Here is a 24,296-nt window from a genome sequence, read left to right on the forward strand (position 1 = left end):
CACCGGGACGTCCGGATCCAACTGGGGGGGGTGACGAGCGGCGAACGCCAGCTCTCGGTGACCGACCTCCGCCGCCCACCGCCAACATGTTTCGCCGGGACAGTGCACGCGTTGCCGACGCGGGCGCGCACCGCCACGATGTCCATCGGTCCTGTCGGGTTCGCTGTCGCGGTATCAGGTCGGCGAGTCCGTCTGCCGGAGGTGTTCGAGGACGAGGCTGCGGACCGGTTCGATGTCGGCCAGGAGGCCGTGCCCCGCACCGGGGAGAATCACCGTGTGCGCCCCGGCACGCCGTGCGACCTGCGCGGCCGCCGCCGAATCGTGCACCTGGCTCGCCCCGGCCAGAGCAACGAGGGTCGGGACCGGCAGGTGCGGCAGCCCGTCCGGCAGGTGGGGATGAACGATCGGCGAGGCCGGGAAATGCGCGGCCCCGTGCGCGAGCAGATCGAGGTATGCCTCCAGATGCGCAGGCCCGCTGCCGGGCGCGCCCGGTGCGAGCATCGCGCGGGCATCCTCGAACGTCGGGTGCGGGTCGCGGTTGCGGCCCAACTCCTCGAACTCGGGGCTGAGCCCGGCGAAGACCAGCGGCGGATCGAGCAGGACCAGCCGCCGCACCCGTTCGGGATGGGCGAGCGCGAACCGGAACGCGAGGTGCCCGCCCAGCGACTGGCCGCACAGGTCGGCGGCGGGCAGTCCGAGCAGATCGAACGTTTCCGCGAGCCAGTCCACGAGATCGTCCATATTGGTCACGGCCGCGCCGGTGTGCCGACTGCGGCCCGGCTCGCCGATGATGTCCACGGCCCGCACGTGATGCTCCTCGGCGAGCGAACCGATGACCGGATACCACATTCCGGCCGTCCCGCTGTATCCGTGGAGCAGGACCAGCGACGGCGCTGCGGTCGAACCTGCGGACGTGACTCGTGTCGTTCCGTACCGACCCGGAAGATCTACCGTCTCGGCCGGTACCGGCCAATACCTCATTACCGCGTCGTAGGCCGCGAAATATTCCGCTTCCAGCTCGAGGCTGGCGAACATCCCTGGTCGAGCGGTCATCGTTCGACACCCCTTTCCAAGTCAACTGTATTATGTCATCTGTATGGAAACAAAGCAAAGGGGGTTGCCTGCCGAAGTACGCAACGTCCCGAGCCAGTTCGGTGGAGACCGCCGACGAGCCACGCCACCTCAGGTCGGCCATCGCGTACCAGAGCACGGTGAAGGCGGCCTATGGCGTTCGACATTCGATACTGCCGAGTTGACCCGACACAGCCCGGTGTCAACCGACATCGGCTCCGATGTTCAGGTACACCAACAGATCGCGGGGCAGGCCGTGGGTGTCGTGCAGATAGCGGTAGTCGTCCTCGGTCAGGGAGCGTCCGGTGAAACGGCTGTGGGACAATATCTTTCGTCCACGCTGGAGCAGCCGGTCGAATTTGCGTTCCTCGTCGAGCAGGACGGCGCGCACATCGTGTGGGTGGACAGATTGCCGGAAGTGCCCGAGGGTGTGTTCGATCAGCTCGATCGGTAGATCGGAGAGGGTCCGGGTCGGGTCGTCGCGCCATAGCGTGGTCAGGGTGCGGCGGATCAACCGGCGGAGTACGTAACCGCGGCCGGACGGGGAGGGAGTGACCCGATCGCCGAGGACAACGATGCTGGATCGCAAATGGTCGGACAGCAATCGCAGCGACCGTTCGTCCAGCGGGCCCCAAAGTCGGCGCAGAGTGGTCAACCAGGGCAGGAAGACGTCGATCTCGAAGACGGACTGCGTGTTTCGCAGGATGCGCACCAGTCGTTCCAGACCCAGCCCGGTGTCGATACCAGGCCGGCGCAACGGTTCGAGGATGCCGTCGGGATGCCGGACGTATCGCATCATGACGTGATTCCACACTTCCACCCACCGGTCATCGGATGTCGGTGTCCCCTGCGGCATTTCGTCTCCCGTCCAGACGAAGATCTCAGCATCGGGTCCGCAGAGTCCGGTCGGGCCGTTGGACCACCAGTTCTCGTCGGTGGTCGGTTCGACCGGCAAGTCCAGTCCATCGCATGTGCGCCACGACTCATGGTCCGGCTCGACCTGTTCGTCACCGCCGAACACCGTGACGTGCATCCGGCCGGGATCGATACCGAACCCGTCGCGCAGCAGCTCGAATCCCCAACGCAGGCTTTGCGGCCCGTCGTAGTCACCGAGCGACCAGGACCCGAGCATCTCGAACACGGTGAGGTGGGTGTCGTCGCCGACCTCCGCGAGATCGGTGGTGCGCAGGCAGCGTTGCAGGCCGGTGAGCCGCCGGCCCAGCGGGTGAGGTCTGCCCATGAGATAGGGGGTCAACGGGTGCATGCCGGAGGTGGTGAACAGCACCTGATCCCCCGGCGGGGGAATGAGCGATCCGCCCGGCGCAAGTTCGTGCCCGCGTTCGCGGAAGAAGTCGAGGAAGGTTCGAACAGTCTGGTCTGTCGTGATCACGGTGATTGCTCCATCGATGGGAAATCGACCGGAAGCGCCCGCAGATGGCAAGTCCTGCAACAAGACCGACGCATGCCAGCGGACCGTTTCCGGTCAGCCGGCGTGGGGAGAAGGTCAGGCGGCAGCGACCGGCGAGCTGAGAGCTCGTGCGGCGGCGGCAGCGATTCCTGAGTTGACCTTCATAGATGCACGGTAGCAACCACGCCATGCGGCGCACGACCGATTTTCGGCCCTCCTCCGTCCAGCATCTGCTGTTCGAGCCTGGCGTGCACAGGTAGTCGGCGTAGGCAGTAGCCTGCTGCTCATCTCGCGTATTCCTGCATTCTGGCGAACATCTCATCACCCGGTCCGCGCCCGGACTTTCCGGAGAATGCACGGGAGCCTCATAGGTATTGTGAGCCGTTCGATGACATCATTGAATTCGGTTGCGCGCGCCAGCATCCGTCAGTTTCTGTTTCGATCGGCCGTTTCTCTATCCCCGAACGGCATTGTCACCAGCGTCCGACAAGTTCGCACATCGGACTGATACGCTCCCTGTCGTAGAAAACATTCCGGCGGACACCGCCGCAGGTGGGAGGGGACGACACCGGATGAGGCCGACATCAGCTAGACGCCAACGAGAGTGGCGTGCGCCGACATCTACCGGCGGCCGCACTGCCTCAGGTCACTGAACCTGCGATCCCGGCATGTTCACGTCCGCCCGCCTTCCGCTTATCATGAATAAATTAACGTAACTGAGAGTAAATCGGACCAGATGGCAGACGACAATCGCTTACAGCGCACCTACCGTTCCCCGGTGCGCGAGGATGCTGCGCGGCGCACCCGAGACATCGTGGTGCGCGCCGCGATGCAGGTGTTCGCGGAACGCGGATACGCCGGCGCCACCATCGACCAGATAGCGAACTGCGCCGGCGTCTCCCGTCCGACGGTGTTCGCCGCGGGCAATAAAGCCCAATTGTTCGCGCTCGCCCGCCAATACGTAGACAACGACGGTGACGGCGCCGAAGCCGATTCGACGATGACGCAGATTCTCGAGATCGACGACCCCCGCCGGCTGCTCGAGCGGTTCGCCACGCACACGGCCGCGATCATGCGGCGAGCGCGGCCGTTGCAGGGAGTGCTCGAGCAGGCCGCGGGCACCGATCCCGAGCTGGCGGAACTCCTGAAATCGACGCAGCAGCGACTCCTCGAGACAGCCGGTAGCGTCGTGGCGGCCGTCGCGGCGACCCGATCGCTGCGCCGGGGGATCTCCCGCCGCGCGGCCATCGACGTGCTCTGGTTGCAACTCCAGTACACGAACTATCAGCGCCTGGTCGACGAACGCGGCTGGAGTCACCGGGAATTCGAGCGGTGGCTCGCCACGGCGATGATCGCCACCTTGCTCGAACCGAGCCACGAATAGCCATCCGCGCCGCCGCTGCGGACCATCGTCGCCCGGAAACGCCGAGTCGGGCCGCTTACGCTATAAGGCAACACCTTTCGCTGGCCCGGTGAATCGAGCCGACGGATAACAGCGCTCCGCCGCGCCCGCTTCGCCATTCATGGTCAACAACGCCCCGTGTACATGGGCGGCCCGGCGAGAGGCGAGAAACCGGATGGCTTCCGCGACCTCCGCAGGCCCGCTATCACCCTGCGATACCTCGCCCGGACGCAATTCCCCGGGCGGAGCGAACAAGTCGCCGGGATCCACGAAATTGACCCGGACCCCACTCGGCCCGTACTCGGCCGACCACGACCTGGTCAACTCGACCAGCGCCGCCCGCGCCGCCCGCGCCCAGCCATTGTCCGGCTTACCCGCCCGAGCGCCGAACCCGCCGACGTTGACGATCGCCCCCGCGCCGCGTGCCGCCATCGATGGGGCGAGCGCGCCCGCCAACAGCAAAGGCATCCGCACATTCAGATTGAACACGGTGTCGAACACGTCCTCGGTCGATCCGTAATCGACTTCCCCGGCATTGTTGACCAGCACCTGCACCGGAACACCCGATAACAATCGGGCCATCTCCCCGATCAACCGAGGCGCGGCCGCAGGATCCCGGAGATCTGCCACCAGATCGACCGCCCGGCCCCCGGCCCACTCGATCAATTCGCAGGTTTCCGTCACACCGGTGCCGTCACCACCGCAAGCCAGTATCGAATATCCATCCTCGGCGAGCCGCACTGCGGCTTCCCGTCCGATCCCACCCGACGAACCGGCAATCACTGCCCATTCACCCCGCCGCCGACCATCCCCCACCAAGGCTTCAGCCATCCGACGTCATCTCCTTCTCGCTTGCGCCGCTTGGTGACTCCGTCCGCCACCGCCGGCGGCACATGTGTGCGAAGGCTGGGGTAGGAGAACAGGTCCATGTCCTGAATGTTGCTTTGTTAATATTAACCTGTCAAGACTTTGGTGGCCTTGGTGCGCAAGATGACACCACAAGCCCTGAGGTCGCTCCCCAGCGGCCGATCGAACGGAGTCGAGCCGGACGAGCAGGGCAGCGCCGACGCGGCCCCGTCTCGAAAAGAGTTCTGCACGTGTACCTCTCGGGTAGCATCGGCCCGGTGGAGGAATTTCTGCCCTTGGCCGCGTTGGGTACGGCCGCGTTGTCCGAGGGTGTCAGGTTTCTCTACGACCAGGCGGGTGAGTTGCTCCGGCGGCGACGCGCGCGTGCGGGTTCGGACACGGAATCGGACACGGGCACCGACTTCGAGACGCCGCCGGTCGTGACCGAACCCGAACAACTCCCCGCGCCGGACATGGCACAGGTGGAGCGATTCGAACCCGAATTGCGCGCGTTGCGCAGCGATCTGCACGAATACGCGGCCGGTGTGGATCCGGTTGCGCCGTCGGACGAACGCCTGCTCCATCTCGTCGACGCACTACGCCGGGTGCTGGAGACGATCCACGGTACGCCGGTCGTGTTCGCGGGCGAGGGGCGAGAAGCTGCGCAGGTGCGCGGCAGCATCGACGCGGACCAGGTAGCAGGCTACGTGGCCGCGGTGCGGGCCGACCGCGCCGAGGGCACGATCGAAGGCCACACGCGGGTGCGCGAGGTGGCCGCGGGAGGGCAAGCCATTGGAGTCGACCTCGGAGCCGACCGCCGGGAGCGGTGATCGCGGGCCGCGCCCGTTCGCCGAGCTGATCCAGGACCGGGTCGGGCCGGACTTCGTCGACCGTAAATGGTTGCGGCACAGCGTGACAGCGGCAGCCGCAGCCAACAGGTACGTCCTGGTGATCGGCGAGCCAGGGGCGGGCAAGACGAGCCTGCTCGCCGGTTTGTCGCACGCCCATCCCGACTGGCTCCGCTACTTCATCCGCCAGGACAGCCGAACCCGGGCGGCAGGCGGGGACATCCAGTCGTTTCTGCTGTCCATCGGCCACCAGCTCGCTCGCGCACGGCCGGAGCTGTTCGAGCCCGAACGCCTCTCGGTCGTCGTCCGCCAGCACATCGAGACGGTCGCGCACGGAGGTCGATCGATCGGCATCCGTATCGAGGACCTGACCGTCTCCCCGTTCCATCGCACCGCCGTCCTCGAGGTGGAACAGCGGGTCAGCAAGGTCTCGGGGACGGTGACCGGTATCGAAATCGGTTACGCCGCTCTCGAACCCCGGCTGCTGGAGCCGGACAACCTGGCGCATCTGGCATTGATCGCGCCGGCCGAAGTCCTGCTCGCGGCGGACCCGGCCGCCAGGATCGTGATCCTGCTCGACGCGCTCGACGAATTGGCGGGCGACCAAGCCGCACCGAGTCTCTTGCGCTGGCTCGCCGACGGACCCGAACTGCCGCCGAACATCTGTGTCCTCATGACCTCTCGGCCCCATGCCGGACTCGGTCAGCTGCGATCCGCGCGCGTCGGACAGCTCGCTGAGATACTCATCGATCCAGGCTCCCCACAGGTGGCCGACGACCTCGTCGGCTACGCCCGGCGGGTGCTGAGCACCGAACCCATCGCGGCGGCCGCGCTGGCACAGGGCTATCTGCTCGATCAGTTCCACCGTGATGTCGCCCGCCGAGCCGACGGAAACTTTCTCTATTTGTCCACCTACGCGCGGGCACTGACCGACGCCCTCGCCGCGGATACGCCACAGACCGCGCGACTGCTCGAGGTCGTCGGGCTGCCACCCGGTCTGGCAGGTCTGTACTCGTATTTCATCGACACCCTGCGCACCGACCTCACCCGGCTCGGCCTACTCGAGATCCGTGATCCCGTCAGCGCCGACGACATGCTGACACCGGCCTGGGAAGGGGTGGTGCAGCCGATTCTCGGCGTGCTCGCGGTAGCCGGGGACTCGTTGACGACCGAGGAACTCAGCACGCTGGCCGGCGTGCGGGTCTGGCCGAGTTCGGTACGCAGCATCCTGGCCCGGCTGCGCTGGTTGCTCGACGTTCACGACGATCGAATCACCCTGTATCACAACTCGATCGGCGAATTCCTCACCAGCGAGCCGACCCACCGGCAGCGACCCGAGTACGCGGTCGACGCCCAGGAGTGGCACGAGCGCATCGTCCGCCACTACCGCGGCCGAGCCGCCACCTGGGCCGCCGTCGACTGGGACAGTGTCAACCGTTACGGGCTCGTCCACCTGGGCAGGCACATGGCCGGCAGCCGCGCTGCCGTCGCATCGGAGCTAGCCGACCTCGTCTGTTCTGGGCTGCGTCGCGCCATCCGGACCACCCTCGGCAGCGACCGCCACTTCCTCGGACTGGTCGAACTCGCCGCAGCGCGAGTTCTCGAAAACCCCTCGCTGACAACGGGATTACCGGCGATCCTGTATCTGGGCGTGGTCCGCCGGCAAGCGCTGCGCGCGGTGCACGACGTAGCGCCCGGCGTTCTCGGCCTGCTGGCTCGCATGGGGCGCACCGAGGCAGCGATCGAATATGTGCTTGCCGTGCCGTCGTCCTATCGGCAGTTCCTGGGCATGCACGAGATCGTGCGGCACACGCCAGGGGGCACGAGCGACGCCCGCCTGCGCGATCTGTTGGTGCAGAGCGCGTTGACGGTACCGGCAAGCGAGATCGGCACGCTGCAACCGGTCCAGTACCCGCTGCGATGGGCCGCGACCGCTATCGCGCCGTACGATCTCGATCGCGCCCTCGTGCTGTGGGAGCGGGCCCGGCGACCCGACTCCGGCTGGCGCGAGGACCACCCACCGGACGCGGTGTATCGCGCGGCCGCGGCAGCCAGTGACGGCCGCACGGCACGAGGACTCGTCGCCGCGATCCAGACCGATCAAGCTGGTGACTACCTGGATCTCGCCGCCCGCCCCGACACCGAGGACGTGCCGGAGCTGCTTCGGCTGGCCGAGTCGAGTCTCACCGAAGCCACGACGGCGGGCCGTTTGCATTGCCGCGCCAGGCTTTTCCGGGCCTGGCTGCCGCACGAGGCGGCCCGTGCCGATCGGCATCGGGCGGAGCTGCTCGCGGAAATCGAGCAGGACGGCGACGACGCGGGCGCGCTCGGGCGCGGCTTGGTCGACGCCGCCACCGAATTGGCCGACATCGATCGGGCGACGGCTCAGCACCTGCTCGGCCGTCTCTCGACCGTCCCCGTCGACGGCCACACCGAAGGCGCGTTTCTGCGAGCGGCACGCCTGCAGGCGAGATGGGGTGCGGTATTCGAGAGTGGCCGGCTGCTGAACCAACTCTACGAGTGGAACAACTCAGTCTGGTGCCGAGTCGAGCGGGCTTCGGTGGTGGCCGAGTTCGACACGGCCGGCGCAGCGGAAATGATCGAGGACGCGCATGCCACGATCCCCGCACACCGGCCGGACCTGGACATCATCAGCCGGATGCACCGGGAAAGCCAATTGCGTAGTGTCGCATTGGGTTTCGCCGAGTTCGACCTAAGCCGAGCGTCCGCGGTAGCCAGGGAGCTGACGGAAACCACCTGGTCCCACATGGTTACGGACCGCTACAGTGTCCTCGCGCTGCTCGCGCATCGTCACCTGGACGTCGGCGACACCGAGCAGGCGACCGCGCTGCTGCACGAATGCCTCGACCGGCCCGGCGAGGTCCGCCCGCTGGTCGACCGCCCGAAAACCGTGCCGTTCCGGCTTGCGGACGGCGAGCGGGCCGACGCGCCGGGTGCGCGCGAACTTGCCGTCGTGTATTTGCACAATCACATGCGCGACTGGGCGACGCTGTGCCGTACCCGCTTCTACCGCTCACCCGGCGACGCGGTCCGCGCGCTGGCACCCGGCCCGAGAGCAATCGCAAACCCCTACAGCTGGGCACGCACCGCCCGGGTCTTCGCCCAACACCTCGCTCGCCACGATCTGCGGCGCGCGATCGCACTGGTCGACGCGCTGGCCGACGACGGAGAGCGGGTGGTCGGCTTGGCCACGATGTTCCAGTTCGCCGCGAGCGTTGCGCTCGACAGCACCGACGAAACAGCGAACAGCCTGTGGGCGGAGTTCCGTACGGCGCTCGCCCGAATGCGGCGCTACGACTGGGTTTTCGACGACGGACTCGATGCGACTCCCTTCGCCTACGTGCGCCCGGACCATCGCACCCGGTTCGACGCCGCCTTCTGGCTAATCCCGTATGAGGCCGATTCCGCCATGGCGTTCCTGTCCCAGAGCGGAGCGCGATATCTGACCGACGCGTTCGCGATGGTGTTCGGCTACGAGGGTTCGTCGGGGTACATGATCAGTGCGGTGCAGGGCAGCCGACCGTTCCCCCCTTATCGGCAGCTGCACGCCGCGACACTGTCCGTGCCTTCGGAGGGAACCGGATTCGACGAACTGCTGTGGAGCATCAGCCATGCCATGGCGTGGGTCCATGAACATCTGATCATCTCGAGTACCGGACAGCCGACGGTGTCCGCGCCGATGCCACGCATCCCCGACCCGCTCTACGCCGCACTGGTGGACCTGCTGTTCCATCCGCCGGGCAGGGCTCCTTATCGGGACTTCGCCGATCGAGTCCGCGAGCTGATGACCGGCGACCGGCTGCCCGCGGTCGCGGGCCTGGTCGCGTTCGCCGCGGGGCTGCGCCCGGCCGGGGACGCGCTGCTTCGCGAACTCAGCACGGAAATTCTCGCCGAGGCGCACCGCCGTGATCGGGCCACCCGCGTCGTCACGCTGCTCCAGTTCGCGGTATCGCAGACCTGTGCCGCACTGGTCGACCCGGTCGAATTGCTCACGGACGCCGCCCCACTCGACCTCGACCCGGATCTGTCCGTATACCACGAGGTGATCACCGAACTGTTCCCCGTGCTGCTGCACCGGGCGCCGGCAATCGCTTTGCGTCAGCTCTATGCGGCCCTCCGCGACAACTGGGCCCTGGCGATGGCGCTGCTCGAGCGCAGCGCCGAACCGCTTCTCGCGGCCCTCGGTTTCGACGTGGTCGAAGTCCTGCATGCCGAAATCCGCCGAGCCGTGGCCTGCGTCGCCGACGACGGTGCGGCGCCGGAGTTGGTGGACGGCGTGGATTTCGAGACAGCAGCGTCCGCCGCACCATGACCGGATGCACGCCTTCCAGCCTGGTCACCGTCGAATCAGCAGCATTGATCGCGCCGGCGGTTCCGCGGGCGCAGGCAAGCAGTCGCTAGGCTCGGCTCAGCCCCTCGCGGAACCACTCCGGCATGTCTTGATCCGTCCGCGGAAACCACCTGTTCTCGGTGCCGAAGTGCTCAGCTGTCGGCGGTGTCGAGAAGGCCGGCAGCTGGTCTCGGTTGTATCGGATGGTGAAGCGGTCGGGCGGATCCAGGATGTACTCGAACTCGATCCATGAGCCGAGTCCCTGGACATACATTCCTTTCCGCAGTTGCTGAAACTTTCGCCAGACATCAGGGGGGGAAGGACCAGGCTCGGATCGTACCGTCGGGCATACGCACTCCGGTATCGGATTCCGCGTGCGGCCCGATCATCTTGGCGCGCACCACAAGCCGAGTCCAGCCGATCGGCAGGGTGGGAAGCACCTCGCGCGTGATCTCGGTGAGCTTGTCGTGCTGTTCGATCGGGTCGAGCGTCGGCCAGTTCGGCATCTGGTCCATCCTCCTGCGGGAATGCGCCGTTGCGAGCGAAGACCAGCCTGCCCGGCCCAAGCGCCGCACAGCAACTCGGTGCACGCCTGCGTGCGGCCAACGGGGTTGTCCACGAGTCACGCCTGCGGCGCTTCAGGCAGACGCTGAATGTCGCGAAGAAGGCAACGGCGGTGACGATGCCGGCGAGACCGGCACCCAGGCCGAAGGGCAGCTCGAGCCACGCGAGCACGCTAAGCGCACTCGCCCCGGACCCCTCCGGAGCCGAATCCACGACGATGGCGGTGGCCTGCCGACGTGATCGCTCGGCAGACCACCGCTGTCGCCGCCGCTCAGTCCCCTTCGGGAATGTCGGTGTAGCGCTGCAGGTACAGCTGCTCGCCGAGCTTTTCCAGCAGGGCGAGTTCGGTTTCCAGATAGTCGACGTGGTGCTCCTCGTCTTCGAGGATGGCCTCGAAGATGCGAGCGGAGGTCACGTCGCCGCGGGAACGCATCAGCTCGATACCGCCGCGCAACCGCTCGACGGCTTCGAGCTCGATCTGCAGGTCGGCCTTCAGCTGTTCGGGCACGGTCTGGCCGATGCGCAGCGGGTTCAGCTTCTGATAGTTGGGCAGGCCATCGAGGAAGAGGATGCGGTCGGTGAGGATCTCCGCGTGCTTCATCTCGTCGATGGACTCGTAGCGGGTGTGCTTGGCGAGCTTGGTGAAACCCCAGTTCGCCTGCATTTTGGCGTGCAGGAAGTACTGGTTGATCGCGGTCAGTTCCGCGGTCAGTTGCTCGTTGAGCACGTTGATGATGTCCTTGTCGCCTTCCATGGCCACGGATGGTGTCACACGTCACACCGGAGCTTTCCAGGAAGGATTGCCTATCTCGCTCAGGCGGCGGGTGCCTCGGACCGGACAGTCGTCCGGGCTTGCCCGATCGCGTCGACGAGCCTGCGGGTGCAGCTGCCGCAACCCGGCTTCCAGCCGCAGACCGCTTTGACCTGCTTCACCGTCGCGGCACCTGCGGCGACGCAACTGTGCACGTCCGCCTCGGAGACGGCGTTGCAGATACAGACGTACACGGTCGACCCTCGCAGGTAGGCTTCAACTAGTAAGCGAGGCTAACCTAACGAGGTAAGCCTCACCTAATTGGTAGCACCTTTTGTCCGCAAGATCCAGTTACCGATCCATCCTGTGACGTTCAAGGCACCAGGTGCCGCACAAGGCCGGCGGCCTCCACAGCGAGCCCCGGCGGATTCGTGGCGATGAACATCGCGTCGGCGGCGAGATTGCCCAGGACGTGCCAGGTCGGGTCGGGCCGGCCCGCGACGAGCAGACGGCGGGTGCCGGATTCGGTGCGCACTCCCCCGGCGGTCGCGGATTCGGCTGCGCCGCAGGCCAGCAACGCGCTGATCAGCGGCTCGGTCTCGGTAGGCGTGGTGTAGGCAGGCGGGTTGACCGCGTTGAAGACCGTGTCCGCGGGCCACTCGATGCCGTCGTGCACGGTGAAACCGCCGCCGGTGCGCGCCTCGATCTTGCGGAGTCCGGCGCGAAGCCGCAACTGTCCCGAATCCAACAGCCGCAGCACGATTTTCGCGTTGTGCGGCACCATCGGCGAACTCGAACTGCTGATGGTGCGAAAGTGCTCGGCGCGCAGCATGGTTCGATCCGATTCCGGCAGCAGCGGCCAGACGATCGGGCCGAGCACCCGGATCGCCATGGTGAGCAGGCGGCGGCCCTGATGCGGGTCGTCCAGCTCGGTCAGCTGCCGGCGCAGCCGGGCCACCGGGTCCTCGGTGGCGCGGAGCTGCGTGGCGAACGTGTCGAAATCCTGTCCCAGCTCGGCGAGTTCGGCGCGCATGAGGTCGACCAGTTGCGGCAGCCGCACGACACCGGCGGCGGCCAGTCGCAGCCCGTTGGCCGCGGTGAGGTGTTTCGGGGCGAGCGGAAGGGGTCGCTGTTGCACGAACGGCAGGACGCCGCTGCGCGACAGCAGGCTGATCGGCCCGGTGTGGCCGTTCGCTGTGAGCGCCACGGCGGTATCGACCGCCGTCAATCCGCTGCCGATCACCGCGACGTGCGCGTCGGGCGGTACCTCGGTGATCGTGTCCCCCAACGGGTATGGCTCGTTGACGTAGCCCGGCGCACCGCTCAGCCCGTAATGGTCGCGGGGACGGCCACTTCCGACGCTGAGCACCGCCCGATCGACCGGATGGGCACCGGCCGCGGTGTGCAGCAACGCCTTACTGCCCGCAGCACGGGAGAAGCCGACGACGCGCGCGTTCACCACGCTGACCCGCCAGCCCCTGCGCCGCAGGCGGTCGATCGCGCTCCGGGCGGTCTGCTCCAGATACTCGCCGTACATGCCGCGCGGTACCAGCGGCTGCCCGAGGCCCTCGTCGAAGTAGCGGGCCGTCTCGGGCCGCCCCTGCAGCCACCGCTCATAGTGCGCGCGGTCGGTGGCACGCACCGACATCAGCGCCGGCGGCGCGTTCACCCGAACCGCCTCGACGTCCGCCTGGTACGGCCGCCCGCGCCAGACCGCGGTCGAGCCGTCGAACACCGTGATGCTGCCCGCCGTGCCCGAAGTGGCCGCGAGCGCGTCGAGCAGCGCGACCGCCGCCGCGCCCGCACCGATGATGCCGAGATCCATGCTGTTTTCCTTCCGATCACTGAGACCGGACCAGCCTCACCCGGACGCGGCCACCGGGGACATCCCTCGTTTGCGGGGTTCGGGCCGCAACTTCGCACCCCCGCAAATGAGGGATGGCGGTCCGACGGCGGACCCGGCATGGTTGCGTGCATGAGTGTGGCGTCGGTCGGCATGGGTGGACTGCTGGCGGGAATCGAAGCAGCCGCGGACGCGCACGCGCTGTTCGCGCAGACCTCGGCGCGGCTGCGGCGGATCGCGCCGTTCGACGCGGCGGTGTGGGTGGCGACCGATCCGATCAACGGGCTCACCACCGCGCCGGTGCGGGTGGAGAACCTGCACGAGGGCGGATGTGGAACCTATTGGGAGTCGGAGCTTTTCTCCGAGCACGTCAACCTTTTCCGCGAGCTGGCGCACGCGCCGGTCCCGGTCGCGGGGCTGCGGGCGGTGACCGGCGACGATCCGGGCCTGAGCCCGCTGTATCGGAACTTCATGTGCCCGCGCGGATTCGACGACGAACTGCGCGCCGTGCTCCGAGTCGACGGGCAGCCGTGGGGCCAGCTCAGCCTGTTCCGCGAGCGGGGGCGAAAGCCGTTCCAGGGCAAGGAAATAGCGCTGGTGAGCGGGCTGTCGACGCCGATGGCACGGCGGCTGCGCAGTTTCGCGCAACCGTACGCCGCCACCGCGGCGAGCGGGCAGCCGGAAGCGCCTGGCATGCTGCTGTTCGACCAGCACGGCGGCCTCGTATCGATCAACGACGAGGCGCAGCAGCTGCTCGCCGAGATGCCGCCCGGCCCCGCGACCACCACCGCGAACGGCATCGAAATACCGCTGCCCGTCTGGATTCTCAGCACCGCGGGCCGCGCCCGCATCACCGGCGAGAACTCCCGGATCCGCATTCGCACCACCACCGGACGCTGGCTGGTCTGTCACGCCTCGTGCCTGCGCGACCTGACCGGTGCGCCGGGCATGACCGCGCTGGTGATCGAACCCGCCACGCCCGCCGAGGTCGCGTCGCTGGTGGTGGCCGCCTACGAGTTGACCCGGCGCGAGCTCGACGTCACCGAGCTGATCGCGCGCGGCCGGTCCACCGGTGAGATCGCGAGCACCCTGTTCCTGTCCGCGCATACCGTGCGCGATCACGTGAAGGCGATCTTCGAGAAGGTCGGCGTCACCAGCCGCGGCGAGCTGATCGCCAAACTGTTCACCGATCACTACGAGCCGCTGTCGACCACCCAGACGGTACGGGTTTTCGACGGGGAGCAGGGTGCAGCCGACGCCGGGACCACGGGAAGATAGTTCGCCTGGCGAACGTTATGGTCGGTTGTGCACACAACGACCACCTCTCCCCTCCGGAAGCCGATCACATGCTGATCGGGCTGATCGCGGCGTTGCTGGCCTGCCTGGGTTACGGCGTGGCCTCGGTGTTGCAGGCGTACGCGGCGCGGCAGTCCGCGGCGGCGGCGCTGGCGCGGGGTGCGGGCGGGCAGGTGACCGAGACCGGGGCGCCGACCGTGGCTTCGACCGTGGCGGCGGTGTTGACCGTGACGTTCATCCTGGGCAGCGTGCTCGATGTGGTCGGCTTCGCCGGGAACGCGGTCTCGGCGCGGCTGATTCCCTTGTTCCTCTCGCAGACGATCATGAGCGCGAACCTGATCATCACCGCGGTGCTGGGCATCTTCGTGCTCGGCATCCGGTTGCACCTGCGCGATTGGGTGGCGATCTGCTCGGTGATCTTCGCGCTGGCCGCGCTCGGCGCCGCGGCCGGGCACGAAGGTGGCGGTAGCGACGACCCGGCGCTGCACTGGGGTGTGCTGATCGTGTCGGTCCTGCTGTTCACCGCCAGTCAGCTGGTGGTGCGGCGGCTGGGTTCGCGGGGCGCGGTGGCGGCGGGCCTGGCCGCGGGAATGCTGTTCGGTGCGTTGGCGATCGCGGTCCGGATCGTGCACGGGATCGATCCGTTCGACGTGCCCGCGCTGCTCACCGACCCGGCCGCGTGGACGATCGCGATCGCGGGCATCGGCGGCTTCTATCTGCATACCGTTGCGCTGCAACTCGGTTCGGTGAACGGCGCGACCGCGGCGCTGGTGGTCGGCGAGACGGTGGTGCCCGGCATCGTCGGTGTGCTGCTGCTCGGTGACACTTCCCGGCCCGGCCTGGAATGGCTTGCCATCCTGGGCTTTTTCCTCGCCATCGGTGGCGCGGTGGCCGTGGCGGTGTTCGGCAACCTGTCGCAGCAGGCGGCCGAACCCGCCCCGGAGCCGGTTCCGGTCAGCAGCCGATAGTCACTGACCGCCGCGTGCGGCATCCAAAGCCGGTGCGGCCGGGCGTATCCCGTTCACCTGGACCGGCACCGCCCGCGGCCGAGGCTGTTTCGGCTCCGGTTTCCGCAGGATGTTGATCGGCCACCAGAACCAGCGCCCGGTGAGCGCGGCGATGGTCGGGACGACGAAGGAGCGGACGATCAGGGTGTCGAGGAAGAGTCCGATGCCGACGGTGGTGCCGATCTGGGCGATGTTGTGCGCGTAGCTCACCAGCATCGCGAACATGGTCACGCCGAAGACGAGGCCCGCCGTGGTCACCACGCCGCCGGTGTTGACCATCGACCGGATGATGCCGGTATTGATGCCCGCCTTCAACTCTTCTTTGAATCTGCTGACCAGCAGCATGTTGTAGTCCGCCCCCACGGCTACCAGGAAGGTGAACGAGACCGGCGCCACCGACCAGTGCAGCGGATTACCGACGATGTGCTGCCAGATGAACACGGTCAAGCCCAGCGCGGACAGATACGACAGCGCGACGGTGCCGATCACCGCGATGGCGGCGACCAGGCTGCGCAGCAGGATCAGGACGACGCAGAACACGAAGGCGAACGCGGCGACCACGCTGGTGACGAAATCTTCGTGCACGAACGCCTCGATGTTGAGCAGCGTGCCGCCCGGCCCGCCGATGCTCACCGTGCTGCCCGCCAGCGACGTGCCCTTCATCGCCTGTAGCGAGGCCGGAATGATCTGCGCGCTGAGGTCCATCGCCTCCCGGCTGAAACCCTCCATCTGCGGAGTCACGATCATCCGCGTCACCTTGCCGTCCGCCGAGAAGAAGAACGGCAGCGCGTTCTTGAACAGCGGGCTGTCGAACGCCTGACTCGGCAGGAAGAAGAATTCGCCGGGATCCGCGGTGGTGAAACCGCCGGCGACCTCGTCGAGGAACCGGGTGATGTCCGAGATCTGCGGGAGCAAGATGTCGAGGGTGCCCTGCAGCGGCGCGATCACGCTCTTGACCTGCGCGACAAAGCCTTTGAGGCCGTCCACCTGAGTGGCAAGTTGTGGAAGCGCCTGCGACGCGGTGCGCAGACCGTTGACGAGTCCGTCGACGGTGCCGTCGAGCTGGTCGGTGTCGTCGAACAGGGAGAACCCAGTTTGTGCCGCCCGGCAAGCCTGGATGTCTTGGCAATTCGGAATCGAGTTCACGAACTCCCGTGCCGGACCGGCGGTCTCGCGCAGCGTATCGAGTTTGTCGACCACCCCGGAGACGGCCGACTGCATGGCGGCGGCGCTGGTGTTCACCTGGCCGAATCCCTGCTGTCCGGTGGCAAGCGCGGTTTCGAGACCCTTGATGGTGAGATTCAGCTGATCGATGCGTCCGGCGAGGGTGGTCAGATCATCGAGGCGCGGGGTGAGCATGTCTTTCATCTGGGTGAACCGGCTGCCGATGTAGCCGGCCTGGCCGGTGAGCGTACCGAGTTCGAGCGGGGTGGTCAGCGGCCGCGTAATGCCCTGCACCGCACTGACTCCCGGCACCTTCACCACGGCGTTGGTCAGCTTCGCGAGCGCCACCAGATCGGCGGGATTGCGCAGATCGTGGTCCGATTGGACCAGCAGGATGCTGGGCGCCATGATGTTCGGCGGCAGATGCCGGTCGGCCGCCGCGATGCCGAGATTCGCGGGCGAATCGCTCGGCTGGGCGATGCGCTCGTTGAAACTCGGCTGGAAGGTCGGCAGCACGAGGATGGCGAGCACGAGCACGGCCAGGCTCGCGACCAGCACCGGGCCCGGCCAGCGCACCACGGCGGTCGCGATCCGCCGCCAGCGGCGCTGCGAGGACTGCGCACGCGGTTCGAGGAAGCCGAGCCTGCTGCCGAGCGCCAGCAGCGCGGGCCCCAGTGTCAACGCGGCGGCGAGGGTGACCGATACCGCGATCGTGCACGGCAGGCCGGAGGTGCTGAAGATCGCGAGGCGGGTGAAAGACATGCACGCCGTCGCACCCGCGACGGTCAACCCGGACGCGATGATGATGTGCAGAACCCCGTGCAGCGCTGTGTAATACGCCGTTTCCGGGTCCTCCCCCGCGCGCCTGGCCTCTTGGTAGCGACCGAGCAGGAAGATGCCGTAGTTGGTACCCGCGCCGAGCACGATCACCGCGAGCAGCGCGGAGGCGAAGATCGAAACGCCGATCACCTCGTGTTCGCCGAGATACGCGACCACGGGCCGGGCCACCGCCAAACCCATCCCGACGGTCAGCAGCGGCATCGCGACCGTGATCGGCGACCGGTAGACGCACAGCATCACGCCGCCGACGAGCACGGCACACATGATGATGAGCAGCAGAATCGAATCGTTGATCGAAACGAGTTCGTCGTTGACCACCGCCGACGGTCCGGTCAGGTGGACCGTGATGCCGGCGGGCGGCGGGTTGTCGGCGATGATGTCGCGAGCCGCCTGGGTGGATTCCATCGCCAGCGCGGTGCCCATGTTCCCGGCCAGGTTGAGCAGCACGTAGGCGGCCTTGCCGTCGGCGCTCTCACTGGCGGGCGCGAAGTCCGGACTGGACCACAGATCCATCGCGGAGTTGACGTGCTTCGTGTCCTGCGTCAGCCGATCCAGCAGCGTCAAGTAGTACCGATGTGCGTCACCGCCGAGCGGGGTGTCGCCTTCGAGCAGCACGTAGACGAAATTGTTCGTGCCTGCACCGCCGAACGAATCACCCATTTTGACGATCGCCTGCACCGACGACGCCTCGTCCGGCAGGAAAGATCGCGCATGCCCGTTGACCACCGTTTCCAACTGGGGCACAACGAGATTCAAGCCGCCCGCGAGCAGCAGCCAGATCGCGATGATGGGCAGCGAGAACATGTAGAGCAGGCGCGCGAACAACGGCCGGCCGGGGGCGCGTCGCAGCAGCGTACGGTCGAACGGCACCGAGAACTCATGGCGCACTTCGGGGAGCAGCGCACGCAGCCGCTCCCGCAACGATTCTCGCGACTCTTTCCCGCGCCGCCGCACGAAGTTCGTCATGACACCGGCACCGTGCAGTTGACTGCGGCGAACGGGCCACTGGCCGCTTGTGCATCCCGGGCCTGCCCGTTGATCACGATCCGGCACGAGACCTGGTCGGAATTGGCCTGCGCGACAACGCCGGTCGGCAGAGCGAGCTTGCGGGTGCGCAGGGAGGTGCGCCATGGAAGTTCGGTCGACACGTCTTTGACCTTGCCCTGCTCGTCCAAATAGGACAGGTGCACCGGCGCGCCCGGTGGGCCGTCGATCTCGTAGTCGATGACTTTCTCGCGCAACTGGCCGAGCATCGGGGGCGGGCTGGAATGCCCGATCGCCAGATCCTCGATCTCGCTCAGCCGCAACCGCGCGATGAAGAGGGCCGTCAGGCCCAGAACCAGGAATACCACGCCGTATACCCAGGCACTCTTCATGACTTTCTCCGCTATCCGTTCGAGCGTCGAGCCTTCTTCTCCGCAAATACGCGGCGCTCCTGCGCCGGTCCCGTTCGCCGGCCCGTCGACGGCCCTCGATACGACGGCCCCGGCTCGCCGCGGTGGGCGGATTATTACCGTGACGCACGGTAACAGAAATCTTTGCCGTTCGGCAATATGCCATAGGACATACTCGCAGCACGCCTGCTACCACTGGATTCAGCCTGATGTTCAGCGAAAGCGGCGACTCGGCGGCACGAAATCGAACGGATCACACAGCGGGCTCGATGCCCGCGCGCCGGACGGTCAGGCCTCGGGCGCGGGCGGTGTCCGCACCGCGATCTCGCCGCCCAGCGTGTAGCCACCGGAAAGCTGAAGGTTGTCGCCGCTCCAGAAGCGGCCCGGGTCATACCAATTGGGGCTGCGACGCTCCGGCAGCAACCCCATCGCCTGGTAGGTCGCGGCAACGATCTCCGCGCAATACGCACTTTCCAGCTCGCGGGCGGCAGCTCTGCGCGATTTTCGCAGCGGCAGGCTCGCCCGGCCGCGCAGCCAGCGTCCGGCCAGACCGGCGGTGGAGGGGAACGGGGTGCCGTCGAGCCGGGCAATGGTGCGCAGCAGGCTGTCTTCCATCTCCCGCGTCGCCGGCCGGTCCAACTGCCGCAACCAGGCCTGCTGGCCGTAGCGATGCGCCCACACCAGCACCGCGTCGCGCAGATTGTGCAATTGGACGCCGCGATGCGCTGCCCCCGACCACATGTCCGGCAGCGACCGGCCGAGTTCGGCATGCCAGATCAGCGCAGGCAGATCATCGAGCACCACCGACATCCCGACATGGTTCACCGGACTGTTCGTCGTCAGCCGAATCGCCCGGTCAGCGGCCGAATGCCCACGGAACAACCAGATGTCGCCGGTCCTGGTCAGCTCGAGTGCCCGATCCAGATCGATGCCCGTCCCCGTCATGGCCGTAGCCTATGCGCTATGCGGTGGTGGAAGGCAGTGGGATTGGCAGGTGCAGCCGGCGTGGTCGCCACGGGCGTGGTGGTCGTGCGCGCCGAGCGACGTCGGCGCGCCTACACCCCCGAACAGGTCCGCGAGCAACTGCACGTGCGCTTCGCCCAGGCGACCGCGGCCGAGAGCGCCACCGAAACCACCACTCCCGCAGCCGAACCCGCCACCACCCTGCGCGCCCGCCTGCGCCGCCGCTTCCGCCGCTGAGGGCGCGCCCAGAGCCGCGAGTCCGCAGGTTCACAGACTTTCTCTACTGTTCACAGCGGCTATAGACCCTGTGAAGAGTGTGCAAGCTCTGTGAACCCTGGCCCTATCTGTCGCTTGGTCCAATCCGCCCGCCCCGGTGGCCGGTTCTCGCAGCCGTCCTTGCGTTAGGGCTGGTCGGCTGGCTGCCGATGTAACGTCGTGCCGGCACTCCCTAACAGGTTCGCGAGCGACTACATCTGCGCTTCAGCCAGGCGACAGAATCGAACGCCGAACCGCCACTCCGGCAACCGAAACCGCCGCAGGCCTACACCCCCACTAGCGCGCGACCGCGACCCCGCGACGTTCGTACCAACTCGAAAACCGGGCCACTAGAACCGCGACAGCGCCCACCGGCAGGTAGTACCCCCACGCGGCGAACACGGAATCCGTTGCGGGTAGGGCGATCAGTGAGCCGAGCACCAAGACGCCCGCGATCAACCAGGACAGTCCACGCGCAGCTTGCAGCGCGGGCACCGCACACAGCACCACCGGTACCGCCAGCAAGAGCACCAGCCGCATTCCGTAGTGGGCGAACATCGGGTCGCCGCACGCCGCGTCCATTTGCACGACCTCGCACGAAGAGACCTGGTACAGCGGCTCGGACGCGACGAAGACGCCCCACGCCGCGGCTGCTCCCGCCAGCACCAGCCATGCCGCTCTTGTCGAACTCATGTCGAGATCATCGCACTCACCGCCGGGGAAATCCGTGGCCGGAAACTACTTCACAACTAAAGCTTTAGTTGTAAAGTACTGCTACCGCGACTTCAGAGGAGAGCAGATGAAGGTCGTGTGCATCGGCGGCGGACCCGCCGGCCTGTACTTCGGGTTGCTGATGAAGCAGCTCAATGCCCAGCACGAGATCACCGTCATCGAACGTAACCGGCCGTATGACACCTTCGGGTGGGGCGTGGTGTTCTCCGACGCCACGATGGACAACATGCGGGAGTGGGATCGCCCGACCGCGGACCGGATCCAGTCGGCGTTCAATCACTGGGACGATATCGAACTGCGGTTCAAGGGCCGGGTATTGCGCTCCGGCGGACACGGTTTCGTCGGCATCGGCCGTAAGAAGCTGCTCAATATCTTGCAGGAGCGGTGCGAAGAGGTCGGGGTGAAGCTGGAGTTCGACCGGGAAGTCCACTCGGATCGCGAATTCCCGGACGCGGACCTCATCGTCGCCGCCGACGGCATCAATTCCAGGATCCGCACCGGGCACCGCGACGTGTTCGCACCCGATCTGGTGACCCGGCCGAACCGCTACATCTGGCTCGGCACCGAAAAGCTCTACGACGCTTTCACTTTCGACTTCGTACAGACCGAACACGGCTGGGTGCAGGCGCACATCTACAAGTTCGACGAGAACACCAGCACCTTCATCGTCGAATGCCCGGAACGTGTCTGGCGCGCCCATGGACTCGACCGGGCCGAGCCGGACGAATCGGTGGCGTTCTGCGAGCGGCTGTTCGCCGACAATCTCCAGGGCCAGAAACTGATGACCAACTCGCGACATCTGCCGGGGTCCGGGTGGCAGAACTTCCAGCGGGTCAAATGCGATCAGTGGTGGCTCGACAACGGCGACAGTCATGTCGTGCTGATGGGCGACGCGGTGCACACCGCGCATTTCGCGATCGGCTCGGGCACCAAGCTGGCGCTCGAGGACGCCATCGAACTCGTGCGGCAGTTCGGCGCGCACGGCGACTCCCCCGCCGACCTGCCCGCGGTACTGACCCGGTATCAAGAGGTGCGTTCGATCGACGCACTGCGCTTGCAGAACGCGGCGTGGAACGCCATGGAGTGGTTCGAGGTGTGCGGTGAACGCTATTGCGACCAGCTCGAACCTGAGCAGTTCATGTACTCGATGCTCACCCGCAGCCAGCGGATCAGCCACGAGAATCTGCGTTTACGCGACAAGGACTGGCTCGAGGACTACGAGCGGTGGTTCGACGCCCGGGCGGGTGTGTCCCGCTCCGCCGAAGAGCCCTCCGTCCCACCGATGTTCACCCCCTACACGGCCCGGTCGGTGACCTTGAAGAACCGGGTGATCGTCTCGCCGATGGCGCAGTACTCGGCGGTGCACGGCGTGCCGACCGATTTCCACCTGGTCCATCTCGGCGCGCGTGCCACCGGCGGGGCCGGACTGGTCTTCGCCGAGATGACCTGCGTGAGCCCCACCGGTCGGATCACGCCCGGCTGCCCGGGGCTCTACACCGACGAGCAGCAGCGGGCGTGGCAACGCATCGTCGACTGGGTGCACACCAACACGGACGCGAAAATCGGCATGCAGCTCGGCCATTCGGGTGCGAAGGGCTCCACGCGCCGCATGTGGGACGGCACCGATCAACCGCTCACCGCCGCGGACGACGAACCGAACTGGCCGTTGATCTCCGCCTCGCCCCAGCAGTATCTGCCCGGGGTGAGCCAATGGTCGCGTGCGATGACCGAGGACGACATGGCCGAGGTGACACAGCAATTCGTCGAAGCCACCCGACGGTCGGCGGCAGCGGGCTTCGACTGGCTCGAATTGCATTGTGCGCACGGCTATCTGCTGTCCAGCTTCATCTCGCCGCTGACCAACCGGCGCACCGACGACTACGGCGGTTCCCTGTCGAACCGGTTGCGCTATCCGCTGGCAGTGTTCGCCGCGGTGCGGGCCGCGTGGCCCGCCGAATTGCCCATGTCGGTGCGCATTTCGGCGCACGACTGGGTGGACGGCGGGATCACCCCGGCCGACGCCGTCGAGATCGCGAAGCAGTTCAAGCAGGCGGGCGCAGACCTGATCGACTGCTCCGCCGGACAGGTGTCGAAGGCGGAGCAGCCCACCTTCGGCCGGATGTGGCAGACGCCGTTCGCCGACCGGGTGCGCCAGGAAGCCGGGATCGCCACGATCGCGGTGGGGGCGATCTCCGAAGCCGACCACGTGAACAGCATCGTGGCGGCCGGACGCGCCGACCTGTGTGCGATCGCCCGCCCGCACCTGGCGAATCCGGCGTGGACGCTCACCGAGGCGGCCAAGATCGGCTACACCGATCTCAGCTGGCCGAAGCAATATCGCGCCGCCAAGCGGCAATTCGAAGCGAACATCCAGCGCCAGCAGGCCGCCGCGACGGCGAAGGGATGACGGGGATGGCGCAACGCACCCGCGGCAGGCACGCGCTGATCACCGGCGGATCGCGCGGGATCGGCGCGGCGATCGCGAGCAGGCTCGCGCAGGACGGTGTGCGGCTCACCCTGCTGGCCCGCGACCTCGCCCGAGCCACCGAAACCATTGCCCGATTGCCGAAATCCGCTGCTGCGCAGGCAATATCGTGCGATGTCACGGATCCGGCGGCCGTCACGGCGGCTTTGGCCGACGCCCGCGCACGGCACGGCGCGATCGACATCCTGGTCAACAACGCCGGGCAGGCGGCCAGTGCGCCGTTGCGGCACACCACCGACGAGCTGTGGCAGCGCATGCTCGCGGTCAATCTCACCGGCACCTTCCTGTGCACCAGGAACGCCGTGCCGGACATGCTCGCCAGCGGACGCGGGCGGGTGGTCAACATCGCCAGCACGGCCGGACTGCGCGGCTACCCCTATGTGACCGCCTACGCGGCAGCCAAACACGGCGTGGTCGGACTGACTCGCGCACTGGCACTGGAACTTTCGGGCACAGCCGTCACGGTGAACGCGGTCTGCCCGGGCTTCACCGATACCGACCTGCTCCAGGAAAGCGTGGCACACGTGATCGAAACCACCGGGCGCAGCACCGAGGAGGCGCGCGCGGCCTTCGTCCGGCACAACCCGCAGGGGCGGCTGATCGAACCCGCGGAGGTCGCCGCGACCGTCGCCTGGCTCTGCTCGGATGCGGCCGATGCGCTGACCGGACAGTCGATCTCGGTCAGCGGCGGGGAGGTGATGTGAGGTGACCGCGCAGCGTGACGCCGGGCCGGTGCTAGGTGACGAGCGCATCGGGATGGAAGCCCGCGCCGCCTCCGGCGATCATCTCGACGTGCGGCTGTGGTTGCGACTCCTGGCCACCACCAACGAGATCGAGCAGGAGATCCGGACCCGGCTGCGCCTGCGATTCGCGACCTCACTGCCCCGCTTCGACTATCTGGCACAGCTCGACCGTCATCACGACGGCCTGCGGATGAGCGCGCTGTCGCGCTACCTGATGGTCACTGGAGGCAACGTCACCGGCTTGACCGATCAGCTGGTCGCCGAAGGCTGGGTCGACCGGATACCGGACCCGGTCGACAAGCGGGCGACGCTGGTGCGGCTGACCCGGCTGGG

At 67.2% G+C, this 24,296-nt stretch carries 20 protein-coding genes; 9 read left to right on the forward strand and 11 right to left on the reverse strand.

Features of this window, described 5'->3' with window-relative positions; translation table 11 throughout:
- Positions 1 to 174: 174 nt before the first annotated feature.
- Positions 175 to 1,053 (reverse strand): alpha/beta fold hydrolase, encoded by an 879-nt coding sequence (locus TY25_RS26670; RefSeq protein ID WP_081869125.1) that lies wholly within the window; start codon positions 1,051 to 1,053, stop codon positions 175 to 177.
- Positions 1,054 to 1,273: 220 nt separating this feature from the next.
- A complete protein-coding gene (locus TY25_RS26675) occupies positions 1,274 to 2,461 on the reverse strand; it encodes an alanine--tRNA ligase-related protein (RefSeq protein ID WP_081869126.1) in 1,188 nt (395 codons plus the stop codon).
- Positions 2,462 to 3,215: 754 nt separating this feature from the next.
- Here TY25_RS26675 and TY25_RS26680 point away from each other — a divergent pair.
- A complete protein-coding gene (locus TY25_RS26680) occupies positions 3,216 to 3,863 on the forward strand; it encodes a TetR/AcrR family transcriptional regulator (protein ID WP_052383213.1) in 648 nt (215 codons plus the stop codon).
- Positions 3,864 to 3,923: 60 nt separating this feature from the next.
- On the opposite strand, the gene TY25_RS26685 is transcribed toward TY25_RS26680, so the two are convergent.
- Positions 3,924 to 4,712, reverse strand: a complete 789-nt coding sequence (locus tag TY25_RS26685) for an SDR family NAD(P)-dependent oxidoreductase (protein ID WP_081869127.1) — start codon at positions 4,710 to 4,712, stop codon at positions 3,924 to 3,926.
- Between the two features lie 293 nt (positions 4,713 to 5,005).
- On the opposite strand from TY25_RS26685, the gene TY25_RS26690 reads away from it, so the two are divergent.
- Positions 5,006 to 5,557, forward strand: a complete 552-nt coding sequence (locus TY25_RS26690) for a hypothetical protein (RefSeq protein ID WP_146153945.1) — start codon at positions 5,006 to 5,008, stop codon at positions 5,555 to 5,557.
- Positions 5,520 to 9,908: a hypothetical protein gene (locus tag TY25_RS26695; RefSeq protein WP_042260460.1), complete on the forward strand. Its 4,389-nt coding sequence runs from the start codon at positions 5,520 to 5,522 to the stop codon at positions 9,906 to 9,908. Before TY25_RS26690 ends, TY25_RS26695 begins: the two co-directional genes overlap by 38 nt.
- A 326-nt stretch (positions 9,909 to 10,234) precedes the next feature.
- Here TY25_RS26695 and TY25_RS43685 read toward each other — a convergent pair whose 3' ends face one another.
- The 4 genes from TY25_RS43685 to TY25_RS26715 all read right to left on the reverse strand — a co-directional run bounded on the left by TY25_RS43685 (position 10,235) and on the right by TY25_RS26715 (position 13,066).
- Positions 10,235 to 10,432 carry a hypothetical protein gene (locus tag TY25_RS43685; RefSeq protein ID WP_201773710.1) on the reverse strand — a complete coding sequence of 66 codons (198 nt, stop codon included), beginning with the start codon at positions 10,430 to 10,432 and terminating at the stop codon, positions 10,235 to 10,237.
- 329 nt (positions 10,433 to 10,761) lie between these two features.
- Positions 10,762 to 11,244 carry a bacterioferritin gene (bfr, locus tag TY25_RS26705; protein ID WP_014985862.1) on the reverse strand — a complete coding sequence of 161 codons (483 nt, stop codon included), beginning with the start codon at positions 11,242 to 11,244 and terminating at the stop codon, positions 10,762 to 10,764.
- A gap of 59 nt (positions 11,245 to 11,303) precedes the next feature.
- Positions 11,304 to 11,495, reverse strand: a complete 192-nt coding sequence (locus tag TY25_RS26710; protein WP_042260463.1) for a (2Fe-2S)-binding protein — start codon at positions 11,493 to 11,495, stop codon at positions 11,304 to 11,306.
- Positions 11,496 to 11,614: 119 nt separating this feature from the next.
- Entirely contained in the window at positions 11,615 to 13,066 is a 1,452-nt protein-coding gene (locus tag TY25_RS26715) for an FAD/NAD(P)-binding protein (RefSeq protein ID WP_042260464.1), read from the reverse strand.
- Positions 13,067 to 13,216: 150 nt separating this feature from the next.
- Between TY25_RS26715 and TY25_RS26720 the strand changes: the two genes are divergently transcribed.
- The gene (locus TY25_RS26720; RefSeq protein WP_052383215.1) at positions 13,217 to 14,362 is read left to right on the forward strand and encodes a helix-turn-helix domain-containing protein; all 1,146 of its coding nucleotides are present in this window, start codon (positions 13,217 to 13,219) and stop codon (positions 14,360 to 14,362) included.
- Positions 14,363 to 14,430: 68 nt separating this feature from the next.
- Positions 14,431 to 15,348, forward strand: a complete 918-nt coding sequence (locus tag TY25_RS26725) for a DMT family transporter (protein WP_042260468.1) — start codon at positions 14,431 to 14,433, stop codon at positions 15,346 to 15,348.
- On the opposite strand, the gene TY25_RS26730 is transcribed toward TY25_RS26725, so the two are convergent.
- The 3 genes from TY25_RS26730 to TY25_RS26740 all read right to left on the reverse strand — a co-directional run bounded on the left by TY25_RS26730 (position 15,349) and on the right by TY25_RS26740 (position 19,730).
- Positions 15,349 to 18,357 (reverse strand): MMPL/RND family transporter, encoded by a 3,009-nt coding sequence (locus TY25_RS26730; protein ID WP_052383216.1) that lies wholly within the window; start codon positions 18,355 to 18,357, stop codon positions 15,349 to 15,351.
- Positions 18,354 to 18,767 carry an MmpS family transport accessory protein gene (locus tag TY25_RS26735; RefSeq protein WP_042260473.1) on the reverse strand — a complete coding sequence of 138 codons (414 nt, stop codon included), beginning with the start codon at positions 18,765 to 18,767 and terminating at the stop codon, positions 18,354 to 18,356. The genes TY25_RS26730 and TY25_RS26735 overlap by 4 nt, the downstream gene beginning before the upstream one ends.
- Before the next feature lie 306 nt (positions 18,768 to 19,073).
- Positions 19,074 to 19,730 carry a hypothetical protein gene (locus tag TY25_RS26740; RefSeq protein ID WP_042260475.1) on the reverse strand — a complete coding sequence of 219 codons (657 nt, stop codon included), beginning with the start codon at positions 19,728 to 19,730 and terminating at the stop codon, positions 19,074 to 19,076.
- 36 nt (positions 19,731 to 19,766) lie between these two features.
- On the opposite strand from TY25_RS26740, the gene TY25_RS26745 reads away from it, so the two are divergent.
- Positions 19,767 to 19,985, forward strand: a complete 219-nt coding sequence (locus TY25_RS26745) for a hypothetical protein (protein WP_370466254.1) — start codon at positions 19,767 to 19,769, stop codon at positions 19,983 to 19,985.
- Between the two features lie 315 nt (positions 19,986 to 20,300).
- Here TY25_RS26745 and TY25_RS26750 read toward each other — a convergent pair whose 3' ends face one another.
- Complete coding sequence (locus TY25_RS26750; RefSeq protein WP_146153944.1) at positions 20,301 to 20,696, reverse strand: hypothetical protein; 396 nt, start codon at positions 20,694 to 20,696, stop codon at positions 20,301 to 20,303.
- A 34-nt stretch (positions 20,697 to 20,730) separates the two neighbouring features.
- Between TY25_RS26750 and TY25_RS26755 the strand changes: the two genes are divergently transcribed.
- The 3 genes from TY25_RS26755 to TY25_RS26765 form a co-directional block, all read left to right on the forward strand.
- Positions 20,731 to 23,142: a bifunctional salicylyl-CoA 5-hydroxylase/oxidoreductase gene (locus tag TY25_RS26755; RefSeq protein WP_226887304.1), complete on the forward strand. Its 2,412-nt coding sequence runs from the start codon at positions 20,731 to 20,733 to the stop codon at positions 23,140 to 23,142.
- A 5-nt stretch (positions 23,143 to 23,147) separates the two neighbouring features.
- Positions 23,148 to 23,924 (forward strand): SDR family NAD(P)-dependent oxidoreductase, encoded by a 777-nt coding sequence (locus tag TY25_RS26760; RefSeq protein ID WP_042260484.1) that lies wholly within the window; start codon positions 23,148 to 23,150, stop codon positions 23,922 to 23,924.
- 1 nt (position 23,925) lies between these two features.
- Positions 23,926 to 24,296: MarR family winged helix-turn-helix transcriptional regulator (locus TY25_RS26765; protein ID WP_042260485.1), on the forward strand; the 371-nt coding region annotated here is incomplete at its 3' end.

It is taken from the genome of Nocardia brasiliensis NBRC 14402 (assembly GCF_000308475.2).
Taxonomy (GTDB): Bacteria; Actinomycetota; Actinomycetes; order Mycobacteriales; family Mycobacteriaceae; genus Nocardia; species Nocardia brasiliensis.

Coding starts and splice junctions, on each gene's coding strand:
- TY25_RS26670 (WP_081869125.1), bottom strand. CDS start 1,053: ATGACCGCTCGACCAGGGATGTTCGCCAGCCTCGAGCTGGAAGCGGAA.
- TY25_RS26680 (WP_052383213.1), top strand. CDS start 3,216: ATGGCAGACGACAATCGCTTACAGCGCACCTACCGTTCCCCGGTGCGC.
- TY25_RS26685 (WP_081869127.1), bottom strand. CDS start 4,712: ATGGCTGAAGCCTTGGTGGGGGATGGTCGGCGGCGGGGTGAATGGGCA.
- TY25_RS43685 (WP_201773710.1), bottom strand. CDS start 10,432: ATGCCGAACTGGCCGACGCTCGACCCGATCGAACAGCACGACAAGCTC.
- bfr (WP_014985862.1), bottom strand. CDS start 11,244: ATGGAAGGCGACAAGGACATCATCAACGTGCTCAACGAGCAACTGACC.
- TY25_RS26715 (WP_042260464.1), bottom strand. CDS start 13,066: ATGGATCTCGGCATCATCGGTGCGGGCGCGGCGGCGGTCGCGCTGCTC.
- TY25_RS26720 (WP_052383215.1), top strand. CDS start 13,217: ATGAGTGTGGCGTCGGTCGGCATGGGTGGACTGCTGGCGGGAATCGAA.
- TY25_RS26725 (WP_042260468.1), top strand. CDS start 14,431: ATGCTGATCGGGCTGATCGCGGCGTTGCTGGCCTGCCTGGGTTACGGC.
- TY25_RS26730 (WP_052383216.1), bottom strand. CDS start 18,357: ATGACGAACTTCGTGCGGCGGCGCGGGAAAGAGTCGCGAGAATCGTTG.
- TY25_RS26735 (WP_042260473.1), bottom strand. CDS start 18,767: ATGAAGAGTGCCTGGGTATACGGCGTGGTATTCCTGGTTCTGGGCCTG.
- TY25_RS26740 (WP_042260475.1), bottom strand. CDS start 19,730: ATGACGGGGACGGGCATCGATCTGGATCGGGCACTCGAGCTGACCAGG.
- TY25_RS26750 (WP_146153944.1), bottom strand. CDS start 20,696: ATGAGTTCGACAAGAGCGGCATGGCTGGTGCTGGCGGGAGCAGCCGCG.
- TY25_RS26760 (WP_042260484.1), top strand. CDS start 23,148: ATGGCGCAACGCACCCGCGGCAGGCACGCGCTGATCACCGGCGGATCG.